At 69.4% G+C, this 24,239-nt stretch carries 17 protein-coding genes; 9 read left to right on the forward strand and 8 right to left on the reverse strand.

Annotation, left to right across the window (positions count from 1 at the left end; translation table 11 throughout):
- Positions 1-41: 41 nt before the first annotated feature.
- The 7 genes from GNT64_RS14380 to zwf form a co-directional block, all read right to left on the reverse strand.
- Positions 42-890, reverse strand: coding sequence for a transglutaminase-like domain-containing protein (locus GNT64_RS14380; RefSeq protein WP_156681652.1), 849 nt, complete (start codon positions 888-890; stop codon positions 42-44).
- A 71-nt stretch (positions 891-961) separates the two neighbouring features.
- The gene (locus GNT64_RS14385) at positions 962-2,941 is read right to left on the reverse strand and encodes a PAS domain-containing hybrid sensor histidine kinase/response regulator (protein WP_156680152.1); all 1,980 of its coding nucleotides are present in this window, start codon (positions 2,939-2,941) and stop codon (positions 962-964) included.
- Complete coding sequence (locus GNT64_RS14390; RefSeq protein ID WP_231639017.1) at positions 2,941-4,458, reverse strand: ATPase domain-containing protein; 1,518 nt, start codon at positions 4,456-4,458, stop codon at positions 2,941-2,943. The genes GNT64_RS14385 and GNT64_RS14390 overlap by 1 nt, the downstream gene beginning before the upstream one ends.
- Positions 4,459-4,547: 89 nt before the next feature.
- Positions 4,548-5,189 carry a bifunctional 4-hydroxy-2-oxoglutarate aldolase/2-dehydro-3-deoxy-phosphogluconate aldolase gene (eda, locus tag GNT64_RS14395; RefSeq protein ID WP_231639018.1) on the reverse strand — a complete coding sequence of 214 codons (642 nt, stop codon included), beginning with the start codon at positions 5,187-5,189 and terminating at the stop codon, positions 4,548-4,550.
- Between the two features lies 1 nt (position 5,190).
- Positions 5,191-6,168 carry a glucokinase gene (gene glk, locus GNT64_RS14400; RefSeq protein ID WP_156680154.1) on the reverse strand — a complete coding sequence of 326 codons (978 nt, stop codon included), beginning with the start codon at positions 6,166-6,168 and terminating at the stop codon, positions 5,191-5,193.
- The gene (edd, locus tag GNT64_RS14405; protein ID WP_156680155.1) at positions 6,165-8,000 is read right to left on the reverse strand and encodes a phosphogluconate dehydratase; all 1,836 of its coding nucleotides are present in this window, start codon (positions 7,998-8,000) and stop codon (positions 6,165-6,167) included. Before edd ends, glk begins: the two co-directional genes overlap by 4 nt.
- A complete protein-coding gene (gene zwf, locus GNT64_RS14410; RefSeq protein ID WP_156680156.1) occupies positions 7,993-9,450 on the reverse strand; it encodes a glucose-6-phosphate dehydrogenase in 1,458 nt (485 codons plus the stop codon). The genes edd and zwf overlap by 8 nt, the downstream gene beginning before the upstream one ends.
- Before the next feature lie 459 nt (positions 9,451-9,909).
- On the opposite strand from zwf, the gene GNT64_RS14415 reads away from it, so the two are divergent.
- Positions 9,910-13,296 (forward strand): TonB-dependent receptor, encoded by a 3,387-nt coding sequence (locus GNT64_RS14415; RefSeq protein ID WP_156680157.1) that lies wholly within the window; start codon positions 9,910-9,912, stop codon positions 13,294-13,296.
- Positions 13,297-13,365: 69 nt separating this feature from the next.
- Here the strand turns inward: GNT64_RS14415 and GNT64_RS14420 are convergent, their stop codons facing one another.
- A complete protein-coding gene (locus GNT64_RS14420; RefSeq protein WP_156680158.1) occupies positions 13,366-13,734 on the reverse strand; it encodes a hypothetical protein in 369 nt (122 codons plus the stop codon).
- A 108-nt stretch (positions 13,735-13,842) separates the two neighbouring features.
- Here GNT64_RS14420 and GNT64_RS14425 point away from each other — a divergent pair, with 108 nt between their 5' ends.
- The 8 genes from GNT64_RS14425 (at position 13,843) to GNT64_RS14460 (ending at position 24,210) form a co-directional block, all read left to right on the forward strand.
- Entirely contained in the window at positions 13,843-14,772 is a 930-nt protein-coding gene (locus GNT64_RS14425; RefSeq protein ID WP_156681654.1) for an ABC transporter ATP-binding protein, read from the forward strand.
- Complete coding sequence (locus tag GNT64_RS14430; RefSeq protein WP_156680159.1) at positions 14,769-15,530, forward strand: ABC transporter permease; 762 nt, start codon at positions 14,769-14,771, stop codon at positions 15,528-15,530. The genes GNT64_RS14425 and GNT64_RS14430 overlap by 4 nt, the downstream gene beginning before the upstream one ends.
- Positions 15,531-15,582: 52 nt before the next feature.
- Positions 15,583-16,881: a M20/M25/M40 family metallo-hydrolase gene (locus GNT64_RS14435; RefSeq protein WP_156680160.1), complete on the forward strand. Its 1,299-nt coding sequence runs from the start codon at positions 15,583-15,585 to the stop codon at positions 16,879-16,881.
- Positions 16,882-17,040: 159 nt separating this feature from the next.
- A complete protein-coding gene (locus GNT64_RS14440; protein WP_231639019.1) occupies positions 17,041-18,147 on the forward strand; it encodes an alpha/beta hydrolase in 1,107 nt (368 codons plus the stop codon).
- Positions 18,148-18,189: 42 nt separating this feature from the next.
- A complete protein-coding gene (locus tag GNT64_RS14445) occupies positions 18,190-18,675 on the forward strand; it encodes a DUF4142 domain-containing protein (RefSeq protein ID WP_231639020.1) in 486 nt (161 codons plus the stop codon).
- A 77-nt stretch (positions 18,676-18,752) separates the two neighbouring features.
- The gene (locus GNT64_RS14450; RefSeq protein WP_156680161.1) at positions 18,753-20,774 is read left to right on the forward strand and encodes an L-dopachrome tautomerase-related protein; all 2,022 of its coding nucleotides are present in this window, start codon (positions 18,753-18,755) and stop codon (positions 20,772-20,774) included.
- Positions 20,775-20,818: 44 nt separating this feature from the next.
- Complete coding sequence (locus GNT64_RS14455; protein WP_156680162.1) at positions 20,819-21,934, forward strand: flavodoxin family protein; 1,116 nt, start codon at positions 20,819-20,821, stop codon at positions 21,932-21,934.
- 122 nt (positions 21,935-22,056) lie between these two features.
- Entirely contained in the window at positions 22,057-24,210 is a 2,154-nt protein-coding gene (locus GNT64_RS14460; protein WP_156681657.1) for a sodium-translocating pyrophosphatase, read from the forward strand.
- The last annotated feature ends 29 nt before the right edge of the window (positions 24,211-24,239 follow it).

The raw sequence follows: 24,239 nt of genomic DNA on the forward strand, positions 1-24,239 counted from the left end.
CGCCGCCTGCCCACCGCGGGACAAGGGTGGTGCAAACGGCGCTAGGCGGCCAGGCGCATCGGTTCGTCACGGCCCAGATCGGTGCTCTCCACCTCCAGCGTCGTCACCTCGAACCGGCGCAGCGTGGCGGCGCCGAACACGGTGGTCAGCGCGCAATCGGTGGCGTCGCGGCCCGTCGCCATCAGGATGCGGCCGATGCGCGGCGCGCGATGGCGCGCGTCGTAGGTGTACCAAGCGCCATCGACGAACACCTCGAACCAGGCGCTGAAATCCATCGGCGCGTCCACCGGCGGCACGCCGATATCGCCGAGATAGCCGGTGGCGTAGCGCGCCGGCACGTTCATGCAGCGGCAGAGCGTGATGGCGAGGTGGGCGAAGTCGCGGCAGACGCCCACCTTCTCCTGATAGCCGGCCCAGGCGGTGCGGTCGCCGCGCGCATGATGGTAGCCGAAGGCGAGATGGTCGTGGACGAAGTCGACGATCGCCTCCACCCGGTCGCGGGCGGAGCGGAGATGGCCGAACATGCTCCAGGCTGGCTGCATCAGATACTGCGTCTCGCAGTAGCGGCTGCCCATCAGGTAGACGAGCACCTCGCTGGGCAGCCGGTCGACCGGCGTCACCGGCGCATCGGGTGCGCGCACGTCGACGAGGCCGCTATCCTCGACCACGAAATCGGCGTGCAGCGCGATGCCGCCGGCCGGGATGGTCAGCCGCGTGCAGGTGTTGCCGTACGCATCGGGCACGTCGTAGATCGGCACGGCGCGCGACGTCTCGATCCGGTGCGGCGTGCGCAGATCGCGGCGGCGCGAGGGGTGGATGTTCAGCAGCGCCAGCATCGGGCTGGGGGCGGAGGCATCGAAGGCGATGTCGAAGCCGGCACGGATCAGCATGTCGCGAAGTCCCGTCGTCAATCACGTGAAAATCGTGACGCAGAACTCCGATCGCGGGCAATCGATCCGGCTCAGCGCACCGCGCGCAGACCCTGGTGCCGCTCGGCCGGGGATTGCAGCAGCTGATCAATGCGCGCCGCCAGATCGACCTGGCGGAACGGCTTGGCGAGGCGCGGCACGTCGGCCGGCACATCCTCACCGGCATTGGCGTAGCCGGTGATCAGCAGGGTGGGGATCGCGGCATCGGCGGCGCGCAGTTCCGCGATCAGCGCCGCGCCGGTCATGCCCGGCATCAGATAGTCCGTCACCAGCACCTCGGCGCCGATGCCGCCGCGCAGCGCCGCGATCGCCTGCGCCGCGGATCCCGCCTCGACCACCACATAGCCCAGATCGCGCAGCATGTCGGCGGTGGCGCTGCGCACCAGCTCCTCGTCGTCCACCAGCAGCACCTTGGCCGGACGCCGCGCGGCCGGCGGCTCGCCGGCGGCCTCGCTGGCGGCGGATGCGGCCTCGTCCGTCGCGGGCAGCCACAGCGTGATCTGCGTGCCGGCGCCGACCACGCTCGACATCTCCAGCGTGCCGCCGGACTGGGCGGCGAGGCCGTGGACCATCGAGAGGCCGAGGCCCGTGCCCTTGCCGACGCCCTTGGTGGAGAAGAACGGTTCGATCGCGCGCGCCAGGGTCGCCTCGTCCATGCCGATGCCGGTGTCGGCCGCGACGATGCGGATATAGCTGCCGGGCGCGAGCCGCGCCGGATGCCCCTCCCCCACCGCCACGACGGAGGCGGCGAGCGTGAGCCGGCCACCGCCGGGCATCGCGTCGCGCGCGTTGATCGCCAGGTTCAGCAGCGCCAGCTCCAGCTGGTTCGGATCGACGCGGGCGGCAGGCAGGTGGCGCGGCACCACCAGCACGACGTTGATCGTCGGGCCGAGCGAGCGGCGCACCAGATCGACCAGGCCGTCGATCAGCTCGCCAACGTCCACCGCGCGCGGCTGCAGCGCCTGGCGGCGGGCGAAGGCGAGCAGGCGCTGGGTGAGCGTCGCGGCGCGCTCGGCCGCCTGCATCGCGCCTTCCACCAGCCGGCTGGCGCGCTCGTCCTCGCCCAGCCGGCGGCGCAGCAGATCCAGGCTGCCGACGATCGGCGTCAGCAGGTTGTTGAAATCATGCGCCACGCCGCCGGTCAGCTGGCCGATCGCATCCATCTTCTGCGCCTGCGCCAGCCGCGTCTCGGCCTCCTTGCGCGCCGTGATGTCGGAGACGACGCCGGTGATGCGCAGCGGCGTGCCGTCCTCGTCGAGGCGCACGCGGCCCAGCACGGCGATCCAGCGGGCGCTGCCGTCCGCCGCGCGGATCGGGCATTCGATGTCGAGCAACCCGCTGCTCACCGCCTCGGACGAGGCACGCGCCACCGCCGCCCGCTCCGCCGGCTCGACATGGGCGATGAATTCGGCACTGGTCCACCGTTCGGGCGGCGCGTCGTAGCCGAATATCTCGTCGTGGCGCGACGAATGCTCGATCGCCCCGGTGACGAGATCGAGATCCCAGCTGCCCATGCCGGCGGCGCCCATCGCCACCTCCAGCGTGTCCCGCGCCGCCGCCAGCTCGCGCGTGCGCGCCTCCACCGATCGCTCCAGCGTCTCGGCGAAGGCGCGGATCTCATACTGCCGGCGCCGCGCCTTCAGCGCCGATCGCACCGCGCCAACCATCGCATCGGCATGGAGCGGCCGTTCGAGCAGGACGATGTTGCCGAGATCCTCCAGCACGGCCCGCGCCAGCGCCGTGCGCGGCGTCTTGTCGCCATTGGCCAGCACGACGATCGGAATGTCGGACCATGGCGGCTGCGCCTCCAGCCAGCGCGTCAGGGCCAGGCGATCGCCGGCGGCCAGCGCCTCCTCGGTGACGAGCGCGGCGCCGGCGCCGGCCTCGAGCCCGGCGACGAAGCCGTCCACATCGGGGCAGACGTGGCAAGCGAAATCATGACGTTGCAGCAGGTCACAGGCGACCTGCGCGTCGCGTCCCCGCGGAGCCAGAATGAGGACGCGATTTTCCATCAACCGGACTGAACGCGTACGTCCCCGCCCGTATCCCCCATCAGTGCCGCGCCATCGCCGCGGAATACCGGCACGCCTGTCAATACGCCCTGAAAGGCGATCAGCGGCTCGCCCAAAGTCAAGCCGTTGCCGTCAATGCGGAACTCGCGGATGGTCCGCTCGTGCTGGGTGGTGCGCGTCTTGATGGCGGAGATCGCCTGCCGCATCTCGCCGAATGCCTCGAAGAAGCGCAGCTGTACCACGCTGTCCGCCAGATAGCTGATGTCCACTTCCGCGCGGATATCGCCCACCAGGCCATGCTGGCCCAGAATCAGCAGGGTTACGACGCCATGCTCGCCCAGATAGCCGAGCAGTTCGTGCATCTGCAGGGTCAGGAACTTCTCGGTCGGCATCGCCTGCAGGTAGGCGTTCAGGCTGTCGATCACGATCGTGCCGGCGCCGTCCTCCTCCACCGCCTGGCGCACCGCATTGGCGAACTCGCCGGGCGAGAGCTCCGCCGGATCGATCGCGCGGATGTGCAGCCGGCCCTCGTCGATGAACGGCTGGAGATCCATACCGAGCGTGCGCGAACGCTTGAGCAGCGTCGGCAGACGCTCGTCGAACAGGAAGTAGGCTGCCCTCTCGCCGCGCTCCAGCGCCGCCACCATGCACTGCACGGTCGTGGTCGTCTTGCCCACGCCGGCGGGGCCGCTGAACAGCGTCGCCGTGCCCGGCACCAGTCCGCCGCCCAGCAGCGCGTCCAGCTCGGACGATCCGGTGGAGACGATCCGGTCCTCGGTGTCGCCGCGATGCTCCGACGCGACGAGGCGGGGGTAGACGGCGAGGCCGCCGCGCTCGATCTCGAAATCGTGGTAGCCGCCGCGGTAGCGCAGGCCGCGCATCTTCACCACGTGCATCCGCCGCCGCTGCGCGCCGAAGCCGGAAAGCGTCTGTTCCAGCGCGATCACGCCGTGGGCGATGCTGTGCAGTTGGAGATCGCCCTCCTCCGAGCTCTTGTCGTCCAGCACCAGCACGGTGCAGCGCCGCGTCGAGAAGAAGTGCTTCAGCGCCAGGATCTGGCGGCGGTAGCGGATCGCGCTCTGCGCCAGCAGCCGCAGTTCGGAGAGGCTGTCGATCACCACCCGCTGCGGGCGCAGCGCCTCCACCTTGCTCATCACGCCGCGCACCGTCTCGCCGAGTTCCACCTCGCTCGGGTGCAGCAGGGTCTGCTCCTGCTCCTCGGCGAACCCCGCCTCCGGCACCATCTCGAACAGGTTGATGGCGTCGAGCGACCAGCCGTGGGTGGCGGCGACGGCGCGCAGCTCGGCCTCGGTCTCGGACAGGGTGACGTAGAGGCCGGTCTCGCCGGCGGCCGCGCCGGCGAGGAGGAAGCCCATGCCGAGCGTGGTCTTGCCGGTGCCGGGCGTCCCTTCGACCAGATACAGCCGCTCCGGCGTCAGGCCGCCGCCCAGCACGTTGTCGAGGCCGGCGATGCCGGTTGAGGCGGGCGCGGGAAGCGCGGGATCTGCGGTCGGCAAGGCGGGCTCCGTCAGAGGAACGTGGCGGGTTCTGCCACGCGCCTCCGCTTCCTAGAGCGCCCGACGCCGATTGGCGAGCCGCCGTCCGCTTATACCGCGCGCAGGCCCGCGGCCGCGCGTGCGCGCGCCTCGATCGCGGCGCGGTCCGGCTCGCCCGGCGGCACCAGCCAGCTGCCGCCGACGCAGGTGACGGCCGGTATCGCCAGCCATTCCGGCGCGCTCGCCTGGGTGACGCCGCCGGTGGGGCAGAAGCGGGCCTGGAAGAAGGGCGCCGCCAGCGCCGCCAGCGCCTTCGTGCCGCCGGCCGCCTCCGCCGGGAAGAACTTGAAGCGGGTGAGGCCGAGATCGAGGCCCAGCATGATGTCGGCGGCGTTGGCGGTGCCGGGCAGGAAGGGGATGCCGCGCTCGATCGCGGCGCGGCCCAGCCGCTCGGTGAGGCCCGGGCTGACGATGAAGCGCGCGCCGGCGGTGATCGCCGCATCCAGCTGCGCCTCGTTGGTGACGGTGCCGGCGCCGACCATCGCGCCCGGCACCCCGGCCATCTCGGCGATCACCTCCAGCGCGGCGGGGGTGCGCAACGTCACCTCCAGCGCCGGCACGCCGCCGGCGACCAGCGCCTCGGCGATCGGGCGGGCGTGGGCCGCCTCCTGCACCACCAGCACCGGGATCACCGGCGCCAGCGTCATCACCGCCGCGATATCGGCTTCAGGATTCGGCGCGGGATCAGTCATGTCAGTCATTCTCCTGGGCGAAGGCGGCGGCGGCGCCGAGCAGGCCCGGCTGCGGATGGGTGATGAGCTTGACCGGGATCTCCGCCATTCGCGCCTCGAACCGGCCCTTGGCGCGGAAGCGCAGGGCGAAGCCGGAGCGCGGCAGGCGATCGGCCAGGCGCAGGCCCAGGCCGCCGGCGATCACCACGCCCCGCCCACCCTGCGCCAGCGCGATGTCGCCGGCGACCGCGCCGAGGATCAGGCAGAAGCGATCGAGCGCGGCGGCGGCCAGGCTGTCCTCGCCCGCCAGCGCCGCCGTCCACAGCGCCTTGTCGTCGAACGTCGCCACCGGCCGCCCCTCGATCGCGCCGAGCGCCTCGTGGATGTTGGCGAGGCCCGGGCCGGAGACGATCCGCTCCACCGACACCCGCCGGTAGCGCCCGCGCAGCCGCGCGAGGATCGCGTCCTCCAGCGTGTCGAGCGGCGCGAAATCGATGTGGCCGCCCTCCGTCTCGATCACGTGCGCGCCGCCCTCCCGCCGCAGCAGCAGGCCGACGCCCAGGCCCGTGCCGGGGCCGACGATGCTGATCGCGCCCTCCGCGTCGAACGGCCGGTCCGGCCCGCAGAGGTGGCGCAGATGCTCCGGCCCCACCTGCGCCACGGCGTGGCCGACGGCGCCGAAATCGTTGACCAGCACGTGACGGTCGACGCCGAGCGTCCCCGAAATCTGCGCCGGCCGGATGATCCACGGATTGTTGGTGAGCTTGATGACCTCCCCGGTCACGGGCGCGGCGATGGCGATGGCGGCGGCGCGCGGCGGCGGCGCGCCGAGCGACGCGGCATAGCTCTGCCAGGCCGTCTGCAGGCTGGCATGCTCGGCCGTCCGCAAGGTCGCCTCATGCTCCAGCGCCAGCACGCGCCCGTCGTCGATCGTGGCGATGGCGAAGCGGGCGTGGGTGCCGCCGAGATCGACCGCGACGATGCGCTCCGATCCGCTCAAGCCACCTCCTCCATCGCCGCCAGCATCGCCGACCCGCCCTTCTCCGCATCGTCGGCGCCGTGGCGCATGAAGGCGAACAGCTCGCGCCCGGTGCCCAGCGGCGCCGGCGGCGGCGGCGCGGGCACGCGCGCCGCCCATTCCTCGGCCGATACGGCCACGTCCAGCGTGCCGTCGTCGCCTGACACGCGGACGACGTCGCCGTCGCGCAGGCGCGCCAGCGGGCCGCCCCCCAGCGCCTCCGGGCTCACGTGGATCGCCGCCGGCACCTTGCCGGATGCGCCGGACATGCGCCCGTCCGTCACCAGCGCCACGCGCCAGCCCTTGTCCTGCAGCACGCCCAGCGGCGGGGTCAGCTTGTGCAGTTCCGGCATGCCGTTGGCGCGCGGCCCCTGGAAGCGGACGACGACGACCACGTCGCGCTCCAGCTCGCCCGCCTTGAACGCGGCGAGCACCTGATCCTGATCGGAGAAGATCCGCGCCGGCGCCTCGATCGTCCAGCGCGCCGGATCGACGGCGCTGGTCTTCATCGTGCCGCGGCCCAGATTGCCGCGCACCAGCCGCATGCCGCCATCCGGCAGGAACGGATCGGCGACGGGCCGCAGCATCGCCTGATCGAGCGGGGCGTCGGGCGCCGGGCGCCACGCCAGCGCCTCGCCATCCTCCGCCAGAACGGGATCGGCGGCATAGTCGCGCAGGTCGCGGCCGGCGACCGTCATGATGTCGCGGTGGAGCATGCCGGCATCGAGCAGGGTGGCGATCACCCAGGCCATGCCGCCCGCTGCCTGGAAGTGGTTCACGTCGCCGGACCCGTTGGGATAGACGCGCGCGATCAGCGGCACGGCGGCGGACAGGCGATCGAGATCCTCCCAGTCGATCACGATGCCGGCCGCGCGCGCGATGGCGGGAATGTGGATCGCGTGATTGGTCGATCCGCCCGTCGCCAGCAGGCCGACGCAGGCGTTGACGATCGCCTTCTCGTCCACGCAGCGGCCGAGCGGGCGGTAGTCGTCGCCATCCCAGCCGATCGCGGCAAGGCGGTGCACGGCGGCGCGCGTCACCGCCTGGCGCAGCTTCGTGCCGGGATTGACGAAGGCCGCGCCCGGCATGTGCAGGCCCATCACCTCCATCATCATCTGGTTCGAATTGGCCGTGCCGTAGAAGGTGCAGGTGCCGGCGCCGTGATAGGAGGCGCTCTCGCTCTCCAGCAGCTCCGCCCGGCCCACCTTGCCCTCGGCATAAAGCTGGCGGATGCGCTGCTTCTCCTTGTTGGCGAGGCCGGAGGGCATCGGCCCGGCCGGCACCAGGATCATCGGCAGGTGGCCGAAGCGCAGTGCGCCGATCAGCAGCCCCGGCACGATCTTGTCGCAGATGCCGAGCAGCGCCGCGCTCTCGAACATGCCGTGGCTCAAGGCGACGGCGGTGGAGAGGGCGATCGTGTCGCGGCTGAACAGGCTCAGCTCCATGCCCGGCTGGCCCTGCGTCACGCCGTCACACATGGCCGGCGTGGCCCCCGCCACCTGCGCCGTGGCGCCCACCTCGCGCGCCCACAGCTTCATCCGATCGGGGTAGCCGCCATAAGGCTGATGGGCGGAGAGCATGTCGTTATATGCGGTGACGATGCCGATGTTCATCGCGTTGCCGGCGCGGATCGCCGGCTTGTCCTCACCGGCGGCGGCGAAGCCGTGGGCGAGGTTGCCGCACGCCAGATTGCCGCGCTCCGATCCGCGATCGCGGGCGGCGGCGACGAGAGCCAGATAGCGGTCGCGGCTAGGCTTAGATCGCTCGACGATGCGCGCCGTCACCGCCGCAACGGCCGGGTTCAGGTCAGTCATGCCAGGTCACTCCATCCCGCTCGGTCAGCCCGATCGCGGCGGACGGGCCCCAGGTGCCCGCCGCATAGGCCTTCGGCGTCATCGCGTTCGCCTCCCAGCCGGCGCGGATGCCGTCCACCCACTCCCACTGCGCCTCCACCTCGTCGCGGCGCACGAACAGCGTCGGGTCGCCCTCGATCAGGTCCAGCAGCAGCCGTTCGTACGCGATCCGCCGGCGCGTGTCGGCAAAGGCATCGGCCATGCCCAGGTTCAGCGGCACCTCTCGCAGGCGGATGCCGTCGCGATCGAGGCCGGGCTTCTTGGCCATCACCAGCAGCTTGATCGTCTCCTCCGGCTGCAGCCGGATGACGAGCTTGTTCGGCTGCACCACCGCCCCGCGCGAGGCGAAGATCGAGTGCGACACGCCCTTGAACTGGATGAATATCTCCGAGTGGCGCGCCGGCAGCCGCTTGCCGGTGCGCAGGTAGAAGGGCACGCCCTTCCACCGCCAATTGTCGACATGCGCCTTGATCGCGACGAACGTCTCGGTGGCGGAGGGCTGGCCCAGCTCGTCGGCATAGCCCGGCACCACCGCGCCGCCGACGGCGCCGGCGCCATATTGGCCGATCACGGTGTGGGTCGCCGCCTCCGCCGCGCCGATCCGGCGGAGCGAGCGGAAGATCTTCACCTTCTCGTCGCGCACGGCCGTCGCGTCGAACTGCGCCGGCGGCTCCATGGCGACCAGAGCGAGCAGCTGGAGCATGTGGTTCTGCACCATGTCGCGTAGCGCGCCGGCGCCGTCGTAGAAGCCGACGCGGCCCTCCAGCCCCACCGTCTCGGCGACCGTGATCTGGACGTGATCGATCCCGCCCGCGTTCCACAAAGGCTCGAACAGGCCATTGCCGAAGCGCAGGGCGAGCAGGTTCTGCACCGTCTCCTTGCCCAGATAATGATCGATCCGGTAGGTCCGGCCCTCCGGAAACACCGCCGCCACCGCATCGTTGATGAAGCGCGAGGAGGCGAGATCGGTGCCCAGCGGCTTTTCCAGCCCGATCCGCACATGCTCGTCGGCCAGGCCGGCGGCGGCCAGCCCCGCGATCGTCGGCTCGAACAGCTGCGGCGCGGTGGAGAGGAAGATCGCCATGTCGCCCCGGCGCTGCCCCACCGCATCGGCCAGCCCGGCGAACTGGGCGGGATCGGACGCGTCGACTGCCACGTAGCGCAGCCGGGCGATGAACCGCGCCACCGCGTCCGCCGACAGGCGATCGCCATCGACGAACCGGGTCAGCGCGGCATCGGCGGCGGCGCGGAAGCCGGCCTCGTCCAGATCGCTGCGGGCAGTGGCGACGATCGTCAAGTCCGCCGGCAGCAGGCCGTCCGCATCCAGCTTGTAGAGCGATGGCAGCAGCATCCGGCGCGAGAGATCGCCGGTCGCCCCGAACAGCAGCAATGCGTTGGCCGCGCGCGTCATCACATCTCCTTACCTTCGTCCGCCATCCGCAGCTTACGGGATGTCACGTAAGTGGAACACCGCCCTCGCGCATGGCAAGATGAAAATGTTATCGATACCAAAGATCTTCGCATCTGGTGGACGGGAGAGCGCAGGCGGCGATTGGCATGAGTGCGGCGCCTCCCCCCTCGCCTCACGCCTCGATGGCCAATCGTGGAAGAAGCCTTTGTGCGAGTGCGAAGGAACGGGGGCCGAGAGTGTGGCCCAATAGTCACGTGATCGAGTAATTTGCGGCTTTAAGTCAGGCGCCGTCTGGTTCCCGGCATCGCAACACTCCTGCAACATAAATGTCATGATCATGCTGCATCTGCGTCATCAGCACGACCCCCATGCGGCGGTAGGCGACCGCAAGGCACATGCCCGGCGGCCTGCCGCGGGCGGTGAGCGGGTCCAGATCATGCCTAAAGGGGGCACCAGAACATGCGTCATCTTCTAGCGGGAAGCGCGGGCATCGCGCTCGTCATGGCGGCGTCCGCCGCCCACGCCCAGGAAACCACCTCCACCATCCGCGGCACCGTATCGAGCGCCGGCGCGCCAGTGGCCGGCGCGGAGATCACGATCCTGAACGTGCCGTCGGGCACGCGCGCCACCGCGACGACGGATGCCAACGGCAGTTTCAACGCGTCCGGCCTCCGGGTGGGCGGGCCGTTCACCGTCAGCGTCTCCGCGCCCGGCTTCACCAATGCAAGCGTGACGGACGTCTACACGGTCGTCGCCCAGGCGTATGATCTGCCGATCGAACTGACGGCAGCGGACGCGGGTGCGCAGGACATCGTCGTAACCGCCTCGCGCATCGTGGGCGCCCGCACCGTGAGCCAAGGACCGGCAACGGTGCTCACCGCAGAGCAGATCGCCACCGTCGCCACCGTCAACCGCGACATTCGCGATCTGATGCGCCGCGATCCGTTTGCGCGACTCGACTATTCGGAAGGCAGTGGCCGAGCGGTCAGCTTCGCCGGCCAGAATGCGCGCTTCAACCGCTTCTCGATCGACGGCGTGCCGGTGACCGACAATTTCGGCCTCAACCCCGATGGCCTGCCGACCCGCCGCTCGCCGGTGCCGCTCGACGCGATCGGCCAGTTCCAGACGAAGGTAGCGCCGTTCGACGTGCGCGAGGGCAACTTCCAGGGCGGCGCGATCAACGCGATCCTGAAATCCGGGACGAACGAGTTCCACGGCACGGGCTTCTACGCCTACTCGTCTGACGAGCTGACCGGCGACAAGACCAAGGCCGGCCCGGGCGTTCCGACCGGACGCATCAACCTGCCGAACTTCAAGTACCAGAATTATGGCGCCGAGATCAGCGGTCCGATCATCAAGGACAGGCTGTTCTTCATGGTCGCAGGCGAGCGGATACGCGCCGGCCTGCCGATCGCGGAAGGCACGGCAGGTGACAATGCCGGAACCGTGATCCCGAACATCACCGATGCCCAGCTCACCCAGATCCAGGGTCTCGCCAAGAGCCGCTACAATTACGACACCGGCGGCGTGCTGGACAACAACGGCGACCGCGACGATCGCCTCGTCGCCAAGCTCGACGCGAACCTGTCTGAAACGCAGCGCGCCTCGATCACCTACATCTACACCAAGGACGAGATCCGCTTTAACCAGAATTCTAACGTCGGCGCCGCCAGCGGCACGGCGAACGCGCCCGGCCTGGGCCTCGAATCGAACGGCTATGTCGGATCGAACCGGCTGCACACCGGCGTCGCCCAGTTGAACTCCGAATGGTCGGACGATTTCTCGACCGAGGTTCGCGGCTTCTACAAGGATTACAAGCGCGGTCAGGATCCGATCCTCGGTCGTGGCTTCGCGCAGTTCCAGGTCTGCACCGCGCCGACCTCCGATCGCGGCATGGCTACTTCCGGCACCGGCAACGACCTGTCGCTCGCCTGTCAGTCGGGTTTCGGCACCGTCTCGTTCGGACCGGATATCTCGCGGCAGTCCAATCAGCTGACAAGCCGCACCTATGGCGGCCTCGTCCAGGCGCGACTGACCCAGAACAACCACGATCTGCGCATCTTCGGTGAGTTCTCGGATACGAAGATCTTCAATCTCTTCGTTCAGCGCACCGCCGGCGACTATTATTTCGACTCGATCGACGATTTCTCCCGCGGCAACGCGCAACGGCTGCGCTACGGCAACGCCGTGCCGTCACTCGATCCGGCGGATGGCGCGGCCCGGTTCCGCTATCAGTCCTATACCGCCGGTGTGCAGGATACGTGGCGGATCAACGACATGCTGACGCTCGCCTACGGCTTCCGCTACGATCTGTTCGGCGGTGACAGCCGCCCCGCGCTGAACCAGAACTTCCTCGCCCGCTACGGCTTCACCAACGCCACCTATACCAACGGTCTCGGCGTGTTCCAGCCGCGCATCGGCGTCGACTTCCGGCCGACCAGCACGCTGACGCTGCGCGGCGGCGGCGGCATCTTCTCGGGTGGTTCGCCGGACGTGTACGTGTCCAACAGCTTCTCGAACACGGGCTTCCTGACGAACTCGGTCGATATCCGGCAGAACAACAACTCGACCAGCTACACCGTGACCGGCCAGACCGGCGCCACGGCGAACGCGACGGGTGCCGCCTCGCTGACCAATGTCAACGGCACAACCATACCGGCGGCGGCGAACACGCTGCTCGGCAGCGCCTCCTCCTCGACGCTTGCCACCACCAACGCGCTGGATCCGAGCTTCAAGATCCCGTCCCAGTGGCGTGCGACGCTCTCGGCGGACTGGACGCCGGAGTTCGACAACTTCCTCGGCGGCGGCTGGCGGTTCGGCGGCGACCTGCTCTACTCCGCAGTGCGTAACCAGGTATTCTTCACCGATCTGCGCGTGACGCCAACGGCGCTGCGCACGCCCGACGGTCGGATCCGCTACGCCTCGGTCACGAACTTCGCGGATACAGGGCAGGATCTGTTCCTGACCAACACGAAGAAGGGCCGCAGCTACATCGCCGTCGCGCGTGTCGACAAGCGCTTCGATTTCGGCCTCGATCTCAGCGCCAGCTATACCTATCAGGACGTCAAGGATCAGGCACCGGCCACCTCGTCCACGGCCGGCTCGAACTACGGCAACGGCGCGTTCCTCGATGCCAACGGCGCGGCCTACGGCATCTCGAACGACGAGGTTAAGCACAACATCAAGTACAGCGTGACCGTCGATCACGCCTTCTTCGGCGACTACAAGTCGACCATCTCGCTGTTCGGCGAAACCCGCATCGGCAAGCCGTACAGCTACACGATGCAGGATACGTCGACCGCGCGCAGCCCGATCTTCGGGACGGCGGGCTCGAACACCCGCTACCTGCTGTACGTGCCGACCTCCACGACGGACGCGCTCGTTTCATACGACAGCGCGGCCACACAGGCGGCGCTCGATCAGCTCATCAATTCGACCGGACTGGACAAGTATCGGGGCAAGATCGCCCCGCGCAACGCCTTCAACTCGAAGTGGTTCACGAAGCTCGATCTGCACGTTGCGCAGGAGATACCGACCGGCGTCGGCGGCAGCCGTATCCAGCTGTTCATGGATATCGAGAACTTCACCAACCTGATAAACAAGAAGTGGGGCCAGATCCGGGAATATTCGTTCCCGTACACCATTCCGGCGGTGCGGGTGCAGTGCCTGACAACGCCGGTTGCCACGGGTACCGCGCCAACCGCGGCGCAGCAGACGGCGAACTCCGGCCAAGCCTGCGCGCAGTATCGCTATACCTCGCCGAACACACAGCCCTCGGCCCAGAACGTGATCTCGTCGCGCCAGTCGCTGTACCAGATCCGCGTGGGCGCCCGGTTCACCTTCTGAGGCGACCGGCGATAGCCACGAGAAAGACCCGCCTCTCAACCGGGAGAGGCGGGTCTTTTTCGTTACGGCTCAGCCACGCCGCGTCATCGCCGACGCCGCCGCGAACGCCGCCGCCAGCAGCAGGTCGATGATCGCGAAGGGCAGCATGGCGGGGTCCAAACGACCTTCGCCGATTAGCAGCAGGCAGGGGATGGCGAAGGAGAGCTTGCTCGCCACGCCGACCCAGATCAGCGGGCGGAAGCGGCGGAAGTCGCTGCCGATCGCGAGGTAGAGCAATTGCGTCGCGCCGGCGGCGCCCGCAAAGGCGTAGCGGAAGAAGGCGGCGGCGCCATCGGCGCCCGCCGGCCGCAGCCACAGCGGGGCGACGGCCAGCAGCCCGTACACGCCGGCGCCGAGGAACAGCCAGCGCAGCATCCGGCCCTCACGATCGCCCGGCATCCGCCTCTCCTTCCGCTTTCCCGCAATCTCGCGCGTCACCGGCACGCCGCACAAGCGGAAACCGCGGCGCGGTAGACGCCGCCGTGTCGGCCGGGCATGGTCCGCCGCGTGTCGACCATCCTCTCCCTAGCCGGCCTGTCGAAGACCTATGCAGGCGGCCACCAGGCGCTGAAATCGGTGGATCTGGAGATCCGCCGCGGCGAGATCTTCGCCCTGCTCGGGCCGAACGGCGCCGGCAAGACGACGCTGATCGGCGCCGTCTGCGGGCTCGTGCGGCCCACCGGCGGCACGATGACGGTGGAGGGCATCGATATCGCCGCGAATCCGCGCAAGGTGCGCGCGCGCATCGGGCTCGTGCCGCAGGAACTCGCCACCGACATGTTCGAGCATGTCGCGCACACCGTCGCCTTCTCGCGCGGGCTGTTCGGCAAGCGCAAGGATCCGGCGGTGGTGGAGCGGGTGCTGCGCTCGCTCTCGCTGTGGGACAAGCGCGACGCCAAGATCATGGAGCTTTCCGGCGGCATGAAGCGCCGCGTGCTGATTGCCAAGGCGCTGGCGCACGAGCCCGACATCCTGTTCCTCGACGAGCCGACCGCCGGCGTGGACGTGGAGCTGCGCCGCGACATGTGGAAGCTGATCGGCAGCTTACGCGACGACGGCGTCACGATCATCCTCACGACCCATTATATCGAGGAGGCCGAGGAGATGGCCGACCGCATCGGCGTGATCGACAAGGGCGAGATCATCCTGGTGGAGGAGAAGCAGGCGCTGCTGGCGAAGCTGGGCCGCACGGAGGCGCGCTTCGCCCTCGCCCGCCCGCTCGATGCGCTGCCGGCCGATCTGGTGGACTGGCCGCTTTCGCTGGAGGACGAGGGCTGCACGCTGGCCTATACCATCACCGCCGGGGAGGCGGAGGTGCGCGGCCTGGCCGCCCTCGTCCGCCGCCTGGACGAGCTCGACATCGACTATCGCACGCTCGATGCGCGGCGCAGCTCGCTGGAGGACATCTTCATCGATCTGGTGGAGCGGCGGGCATGAACTGGCGGGCGGCGCGGGCGCTTTACATGTTCGAGCTGGCGCGCACCTGGCGCACCCTGTTCCAGAGCCTCTTCACGCCGGTGCTGACGACCTCGCTCTACTTCATCGTGTTCGGCTCGGCGATCGGCAGCCGCATGCAGGAGGTGGGCGGCGTGCCGTACGGCGCCTTCATCATCCCCGGCCTGATGCTGCTGACGATCCTGTCGGAGAGCATCGCCAACGCCTCGTTCGGCATCTACCTGCCGCGCTTCACCGGCACGATCTACGAGCTGCTCTCGGCCCCGGTCGGCACGGTGGAGATCCTGCTCGGCTATATCGGCGCGGCGGCGACCAAATCGGTGATCCTCGCCCTCATCATCCTGGCGACGGCGCGCCTGTTCGTGCCGTTCCATATCGTTCACCCGGTGTGGGCGGCGGCCTTCCTGCTGCTGATCGCGGTGAGCTTCTGCCTGTTCGGCTTCATCCTCGGCCTGTGGGCGGACGGGTTCGAGAAATTGCAGGTGGTGCCGCTGATGGTGGTGACGCCGCTGACGTTCCTGGGCGGCACCTTCTACTCGATCGACATGCTGCCCCAGCCGTGGCGCACGATCACGATGTTCAACCCGATCGTCTATCTGGTGAACGGCTTCCGCTGGGCCTTCTACGGCACCAGCGACGTGGACATCCGGCTGAGCGCGGGGCTGACCCTGCTGTTCATGCTCGGCTGCATCGCGGCGATCACCTGGATCTTCCGCACCGGCTACCGCCTGCGCACCTGATCCCGGGCGAAGGCAAGGGTGACATCGGCCATCCTTGCGCTACCATCGCCGCATGCGCTTCCTCGCCCTCATCGCCGCCGCCCTCCTCGCGGCACCCGCGCCGGCGGCGCTCTCGCCGGCCGAGAGGCGGATCGCCGCTGTGGTGGATGCGGAGCAGGAACGCTCGATCGCCCTCCTCCAGCGGCTGGTGGACGTGAACAGCGGCACGATGAACCTCGCCGGCGTGGAGGCCGTGGGCCGCATGATGCGCGCGGAGCTGGAGCCGCTGGGCTTCGCCGTGACGTGGCGGCCGATGGCCTCCACCAAGCGCGCCGGCCACCTGATCGCGATCCACAAGGGCAAGCCCGGCGCGAAGCGGCTGCTGCTGATCGGCCACCTCGATACGGTGTTCGAGAAGGACTCGCCGTTCCAGCGCTTCGTGCGTCGCGGCGATCAGGCCGAAGGGCCGGGCGCCGGCGACGACAAGGGCGGCATGGTCGTGATGCTCGGTGCGCTGCGGGCGATGAAGGCGGCGGGCACGCTGGCAAGTGCCAATATCGAGATCGTGCTGACCGGCGACGAGGAGGATGCCGGCGATCCGATCGACGTCGCCCGCGCCGATCTGGTGGCGGCGGGGAAGCGGGCGGACGCGGCGCTGGATTTCGAAGGGCTCGTGGTGGAGCAGGGGCGCGACATGGGGTCCATCGCGCGCCGGTCCTCGAACAGCTGGGCGCTGACCGCCACGGGGCGGACCGGCCACTCCTCGCTGATCTTCAACCTCGAACATGGCGACGGCGCGATCAACGAGCTGGCCCGCATCGTCACCGCGTTCCGCACGCAACTGCCCGAGCCGAACCTGACGTTCAACGTCGGCCTGATCGCCGGCGGCGCCACCGCCACGCTCGATCCGGACGGCGTGCGCGCCAGCGCCACGGGCAAGACGAACGTGATCCCCGCTACCGCCGTGGCGCGCGGCGATTTCCGCACCCTGTCGGAAGAGCAGACCCGGCGGGTGAAGGCGAAGATGCAGGCGATCGTCGCCGCGCATGCGCCGGGCACAGATGCGCGGATCGCCTTCGATCCCGGCGGCTATCCGGCGATGGCGCCAACGGCGGGCAACCGCGCGCTGCTGGCGCGGCTGAACGGCATCAACCGCGACCTGGGCCTCGCCGAGATGCCGCCGCTCGATCCGCTACGGCGCGGCGCCGGCGACATCTCGTTCGTGGCGGCGGACGTCGACGGGCTCGTCGGCCTGGGCACCGCCAGCCGCGGCGATCATGCGCCGGGCGAGACGGTGGACCTCGCCAGCATCCCCCGCCAGGCCAAGCGCGCCGCGATCCTGATGAGCAGGCTGTCGGCGGAGACGCGCTGACCCCGACCCCGCAGGCTCACCCGCCACCGCGCGCCTTCCCCGCACCCACCTGTCCCCGGTCTTATTCCCGGTTGCGCGGGCATGCGCGCGTAATGTTGGGAAACATCCCGTCCGACGACGGTTCTGGGGCTAACCATTTGTCAACAGGAGGGAATGGCGATGATGCAGGTAAGGGACTTCGCGCGCACGATAGCGCTGACTGGGCTTCTGGCGGCCGGCACCGGCGCCTTCGCGCAATCCGCCACCTCCACCAACGCGGCCCCGCCGCCCCCGCCGGCAAAGACGGCGACCGCGCCGGCGCCCGCCGCCGCCGACATGCAGGCGGTGCTGGACGCGATCGCCGCGCTCGGCCCGAAGCCGATCGAGACGCTGACGCCGGTCAAGGCGCGCATCCAGCCCTCCGCCGCCGATGGCGCGAAGGCGGTGATGCGGGCGAAGGGCATGTCGACCGCGCCGGACCCGGCGGTGGTCACGATGGACAAGCCCTATGGCGACGATCCGATGCAGTTCGGCCGCATCTACAAGCCGGCGGCGGCGAACGCGGCCACGCCGCTGCCCGTGATCGTCTATTATCATGGCGGCGGCTGGGTGATCGCCGACGTGAACACCTACGATGCCGCGCCCCGGCTGATGGCCAAGCAGCTGAACGCGATCGTCGTGTCGGTCGAGTATCGCCACGCGCCGGAGTTCAAGTTCCCGGCGCAGCATGAGGATGCGGCGGCCGCCTATCGCTGGGTGCTGCAGAACGCCGCGTCATGGGGTGGCGATCCGGCGAAGATCGCGCTGGCGGGCGAGAGCGCCGGCGGCAACCTGGCCGTCGCCACCGCCATCTACGCGCGGGACAATGGCTTGGCGGCGCCCGTTCACATCCTGTCGGTCTACCCCATCGCGAACAGCGCCAAGACGCTGCCCTCTCGCATGGACAGCGCCAACGCCAAGCCGCTGAACGGCGCGATGCTGCCGTGGTTCGGCTATTACTACTCGAAGACGATGGCCGATCAGATGGATCCGCGCGTCAATCTGGTGAAGGCGAACCTGCGCGGCCTGCCGCCGACGACGATCGTCAACGCCCAGATCGATCCGCTCCGCTCGGATGGCGAGACGCTGGCGCAGGCGATGCGCGCCGCCGGCGACAAGGTGGAGCAGCGCACCTTCCCCGGCGTGACGCACGAGTTCTTCGGCATGGGGCCAGTGGTGCGCGGCGCCTACGATGCCGAGCAATACGCCTTCGGCCAGCTGAAGAAGGCCTTCGACAAGGCCAAGTGACCCGGCGATCAAGTGAACCCCGCAATCAGGAGGAACCCGATCATGAGAGTGCATCTGCTCGTCGCGGCAATCGCCGCCAGCACCACCGCCACCCCGCTGCTGGCGCAGGCGATGACGCCCGCCGAATACGTCGCCACCGCCGGCGCCAGCGACCTGTACGAGCGGCAATCCAGCCAGATCGTGCTGGAGACCACCGCCGATCCCAACGTCCGCTCCTTCGCGACGATGATGGTGAGCGCGCACGCCAAGAGCACGGCGGACGTGAAGGCGGCCGCCGCCAAGTCGAAGGTGAAGGCCGCGCCGCCGGCGCTGATGCCCGCGCAGGCGGAGATGATCGCCCAGCTGAAGGCGGAGACCGGGCCGGCGCGCGATGCCGCCTACATCGCCCAGCAGAAGGTCGCGCACGGCCAGGCGCTGGCGGTGCAGCAGGCCTATGCGGCAGGCGGCACCGCGCCGGCGCTGAAGGCCACCGCCGCCACGATCGTGCCCGTAGTGCAGGATCATATCGCGATGCTGATGAAGATGTGATCGCGGCCTGAGCCAAGATCGGGCGGGTGCGCATGCCGCGCACCCGCCCGCCCCTTCCCGACGTTACGAGCCCTGCCATGCCCTTCCTGACGACCGACACGCTCGAAATCGCCTATCGCGACGCCGGCCCGCGCGACGGCCCGGCCGTGCTGCTGATCCACGGTTGGCCGGACGACGCCTCCACCTGGGACGAGGTGGTGCCGGCGCTGAACGAGGCCGGCCTGCGGACGATCGTGCCCACCCTGCGCGGCTTCGGCGAAACGCGCTTCGTCGGCGATGGCCCACGCACCGGCAACAGCGCGATCCTGGCGATGGACATGATCGCCCTGATGGACGGCCTTGGCATCGACCGCTTCATGGTGGCGGGGCATGACTGGGGCGCGAACGCCGCGGAGGCCATGGCCGTCGGCTGGCCGGAGCGGATCGAGCGGATGGCGATGCTCTGCACCCCGCCGCGTCTCGGCGGTATGCCGACGCCGCCGTTCGAACAGGCGCAGCGGCAATGGTATCACTGGTTCATGGCGACGGCGCGCGGCGCGCAGGCGGTGCGCGACGATCGCAAGGGCTTCGCCCACATCCACTGGGTCAACTGGTCGCCGCCCGGCTGGTTCGACGAGACGACATTCGAGCGCGTCGCCCGCTCGTTCGAGGCGCCGGACTGGGCCGACATCACCCTGCACAGCTACCGCGCCCGCTGGGACGAGGCGGAGCCCGATCCCGCCAGCCGCTGGCTGGAGGAGAAGGTCAGGGAGACCGCCACCCTGTCGCTGCCCGCCATCTACGTGCAGGGCGCGGTGGACGGGGTGAACCCGCCATCGGCGGCAAAGGACGTGCCGGCGAAGTTCGCCGGGCCGTTCGCCTTCGTCACCCTCTCCGGCGTCGGCCACTTCGCCCAGCGGGAGGCGCCGGACGCGGTGTCCCGCCACCTTACCGCGCTATTCGCCGGCGATCCCGCCACCCTTTTAGACATGAACGACCGGAGCCTGATCGTGAAGAAAGCCAAACCCTATCTCGTCGGCCTCGCCGCGGCCGGCGCCATCGCCGCCGTTACCGCCGGTGCCACCGCCGTCGCGCAGACGCGCGGCCCGCTGACCCAGGTCGCGCGCTTCGATCATCAGGCGACCGGCGTCGCCGTGACGGCCGACGGCCGGCGCTTCGTCAACTTCCCGCGCTGGACGGACGATGCGCCGATCTCCGTCGCCGAGATCCGCAAGGACGGTTCGCTCGCGCCCTATCCAGATGCGAAGTGGAACAGCTGGCGCAACGCCAAGGCCAACGAGCTGCCGGTCGGCGATCACTTCGTCTGCGTCCAGTCGATCGTGCCGGACGGGCACGGCAACCTCTGGGTGCTCGATCCCGGCGCGCCCGGCAACGAGAAGATATTGGAGGGCGCGCCCAAGCTCGTCCGCATCGATCTCGCGACCGACCGGGTGACGAAGGTGATCGCGGTGCCGGCCGACGTGGCGTTGCAGGGCACCTACCTGAACGACATCCGCTTCTCGCCGGACGGACGGATCGGCTACATCACCGACAGCGGCACGCGCGGCGCAATCATCGTCGTCGATCTCGAGAGCGGCAAGGCCTTCCGTGCGCTGGACGGCCACCCCTTCACCCAGATCGACAAGAAGGTGACGGTGGAGATAGACGGCAAGCCCCTGCTCCGCCCGGACGGACGCCAGCCCGCCTTCGCGTCGGACGGCATCGCCATCTCGAACGACGGCAGGACGCTCTACTGGCAGGCGCTCACCGGCAAGACGCTCTACGCGATCGACACAGCCCGGCTGCGGCCCGACGTGAGCGAGGCCGATCGCGCCGCGGCGGTGAAGACGGTCGCGACGACGCACGTCGCCGACGGTCTCTGGATGAGCAAGGCCGGCGTGCTCTACATCACCTCGCCCGGCAACTATTCGATCACCCGGCTGAACGGGACGAAGGTGGAGACGGTGCTGAAGGACAAGCGCCTGCGCTGGCCCGACACCTTCTCCGAGGGGCCGGACGGGACGATCTACGTCACCGCGAGCCACATCCAGGACACGCAATGGTTCACCCCCGGCGCGCCGCCCTCGATCCGCACCGAGCTGTTCTCGTTCAAGCTCTGAGGCCGGCACGCACCGCCAGATCATTACCGCCGGGAGAGCGAGACATGCGGGTCAAGGATATCGCACAGCGGCTGACGGGCACCGTCCTGGCGCCCGAGCCGCGCAAGGGATCGGCCAGCCCGCGCCTGGACGAGGCGGAGTTCAAGCGGCGTTTCCGCTCCCAGTTCCAGGACGATGCCTTCGCTCCCCTCGGCGCCGAGCTGGACCGTGTCGCCGATGCCGCGTGGGACGCCTATGCCCATGAGCGCAAGAGCCCGAAGACGCGCAAGGCCGGGCCGGGCTTCGCCGATCCCGACTATGAGCTGGCGCTGGACTGGATCGCGGCAAAGGAGGCGATCGATCGGGCCACGCTGCGCCACGACGACGCGGCCGGGCCACTGCGGGTGCTGCTGATCAACGGCTCGCCCCGTTCCGAGCATACCTGCCCCGGCGAACTCTCCAAGTCGTGGCGGCTGGTGCAGCTGGCGCGCGAGGTACTGGAGGAGGCCGGCATCGCCACCGAGTTCCTCGATCTCAGCCGCCTCGCCTCGGAATATGGCGTCAACATCCACCCCTGCAAGGCGTGCTTCTCCACCGCCGCCGCGCTCTGCCACTGGCCCTGTTCCTGCTATCCCAACTACTCGCTGGGCCAGACGCAGGACGTGATGAACGAGATCTACCCCAAGTGGGTGGAGGCGCACGGTGTGATGATCGTCACGCCGGTCAACTGGTACAGCCCCACCTCGCCCCTGAAGCTGATGATGGACCGGCTGGTCTGCGCCGACGGCGGCAATCCCGATCCGTCGCTGACCCACGGCAAGGAGGCCAAGGAGGCCAAGCGCGAGGAGCTGAAGGGCTGGAACTATCCGCGGCACCTGAAGGGCCGGCTGTTCTCCGTCGTCGTCCACGGCGATGTGGAAGGCGCGGAGAACGTCCGCCGCGCCCTCAGCGACTGGATGCGCTTCATGCACATGGAGAGCGCCGGCGCCTCGGCGGAACTGGATCGCTATATCGGCTACTGGAAGCCCTATGCGACCAGCCACGAGGAGCTGGACGCCGACGACGCCATCCAGCAGGAGGTGCGGAACGCGGCCCGCACGCTGTGCGAGGCGCTGCGCGCCCGCCGCGCCGGCCGGCTCCACATGTCCGGCGAGACGCTGACGGAGCCGCGCCCCAAATAGGCGGTTGCCGCCGGGCGGCTTGCCAAACTCCTTTTACCCCCGCATGTTCCGCGCCAACCGCACGGCCCTGTTCCTCTGCGTCATGTTTCGGCCGCGACGGACGAAGAACAAGGGGAATGAGGATGCCAATCGTCTACTGGGCGATCGCGTGCGGTCTGATCGCCATCGTCTACGGGCTCGTCACGAGCCGCCAGGTGCTCGCGGCCTCGCCCGGCAGCGCCCGCATGCAGGATATCGCCGCCGCCATCCAGGAAGGCGCCCGCGCCTATCTGGCCCGCCAGTACCGCACCATCGCGATCGTCGGCATCGTGATGGCGGCGCTGGTCTTCTACTTTCTCGGCGGCACGTCCGCGATCGGCTTCATCCTCGGCGCGCTGCTGTCCGGCGCGACCGGCTTCGTCGGCATGAACGTGTCGGTGAAGGCGAACGTCCGCACGGCGGAGGCGGCGCGCACATCGCTGCAGGGCGGCCTCACCATGGCGTTCCGCTCGGGCGCCGTCACCGGCATGCTGGTGGCGGGGCTGGGGCTGCTCTCCATCTCCCTGTTCTTCTGGTATCTCACCGGCCCGCAGGGGCTGGCGCCCGATGACCGGGTCGTCGTCGACGCGCTGGTCGCGCTGGCGTTCGGCGCGTCGCTGATCTCCATCTTCGCGCGGCTCGGCGGCGGCATCTTCACCAAGGCGGCGGATGTCGGCGCCGATCTGGTCGGCAAGGTGGAGGCGGGCATCCCGGAGGACGACCCCCGCAACCCCGCGACGATCGCCGACAATGTCGGCGACAATGTCGGCGACTGCGCCGGCATGGCGGCCGACCTGTTCGAGACCTATGTCGTCACCCTGGGCGTGACGATGGTGTCGATCGCGCTCTCCATCGGCGGCACCGCGGCGGAGCTGACGCGGCTGATGAGCCTGCCGCTGATCGTCGGCGGGGTGTGCATCATCACCTCGATCATCGGCACCTATTTCGTCCGGCTCGGGCGCGGCCAGTCGATCATGGGCGCGCTCTACAAGGGGTTCTGGGTGTCCGTCGGGCTGGCGGTGCCGGCGATCTACTTCGCCAGTCTCTACACGCTCGGCGATCTGAACGTGAACCTCGCCACCGCGCGGGAGGCGGCGGGCGGCACCGGCGCGCCGGCCGCGGTGGCGGCGGCGGCGCCCAGCTTCACCGGCATGGACCTGTTCTGGTGCATGATGATCGGTCTCGCCCTCACCGGCGCGCTGGTGTGGATCACCGAATATTATACCGGCACCAACTTCCGCCCGGTGAAGTCGATCGCCAAGGCGTCGGAGACGGGGCACGGCACCAACGTGATCCAGGGCCTGGCCGTCAGCCTGGAAAGCCCGGCGCTGCCGACGATCGCGATATCGATCGCGGTGATCGCCGCCTACCAGCTGGCCGGCGTGATCGGCATCGCCTTTGCCGCCACATCGATGCTGGCGCTGGCCGGCATGGTCGTGGCGCTCGACGCCTACGGCCCGGTGACGGACAATGCCGGCGGCATCGCCGAGATGGCAGACCTGGATCCGGAGGTGCGCGTGCGCACCGATGCGCTGGATGCGGTGGGCAACACCACGAAGGCGGTGACGAAGGGCTATGCGATCGGCTCGGCCGCGCTCGCCGCGCTCGTGCTGTTCGGCGCCTACACGACCGACCTCAAGGAGTTCTTCCCGACCCTCGTCGTCAACTTCTCGCTGTCCAATCCCTATGTGATCGTCGGCCTGCTGCTGGGCGCGCTGCTGCCGTTCAGCTTCGGCGCGTTCGGGATGACGGCGGTGGGCCGCGCCGCCGGATCGGTGGTGGAGGATGTGCGCGCTCAGTTCCGCGACAATCCCGGCATCATGGCCGGCACCTCGCGGCCGAACTACGCCCGCACCGTCGATCTCGTCACGCGGGCGGCGATCAAGGAGATGATCCTGCCGTCGCTGCTGCCGGTGCTGGCGCCGATCCTCGTCTACTTCGTCATCCTCGCGGTGGCGGATCGGGAATCGGCGTTCGCGGCGCTCGGCGCGCTGCTGCTGGGGGTGATCGTCTCGGGCCTGTTCGTCGCCATCTCGATGACGTCGGGCGGCGGCGCGTGGGACAATGCGAAGAAATATATCGAGGACGGCAATCACGGCGGCAAGGGATCGGAGGCGCACAAGGCCGCCGTCACCGGCGACACCGTGGGCGATCCGTACAAGGATACGGCGGGTCCGGCGGTGAACCCGATGATCAAGATCACCAACATCGTGGCGCTGCTGCTGCTGGCCGCACTGGCCCACGCGGCGGCGGGGTAGGCGCCCCCAACCCCGGCGCCCCGAAGCGG

The sequence above is a fragment of the Sphingomonas profundi genome, assembly GCF_009739515.1.
Lineage (GTDB): Bacteria > Pseudomonadota > Alphaproteobacteria > Sphingomonadales > Sphingomonadaceae > Alterirhizorhabdus > Alterirhizorhabdus profundi.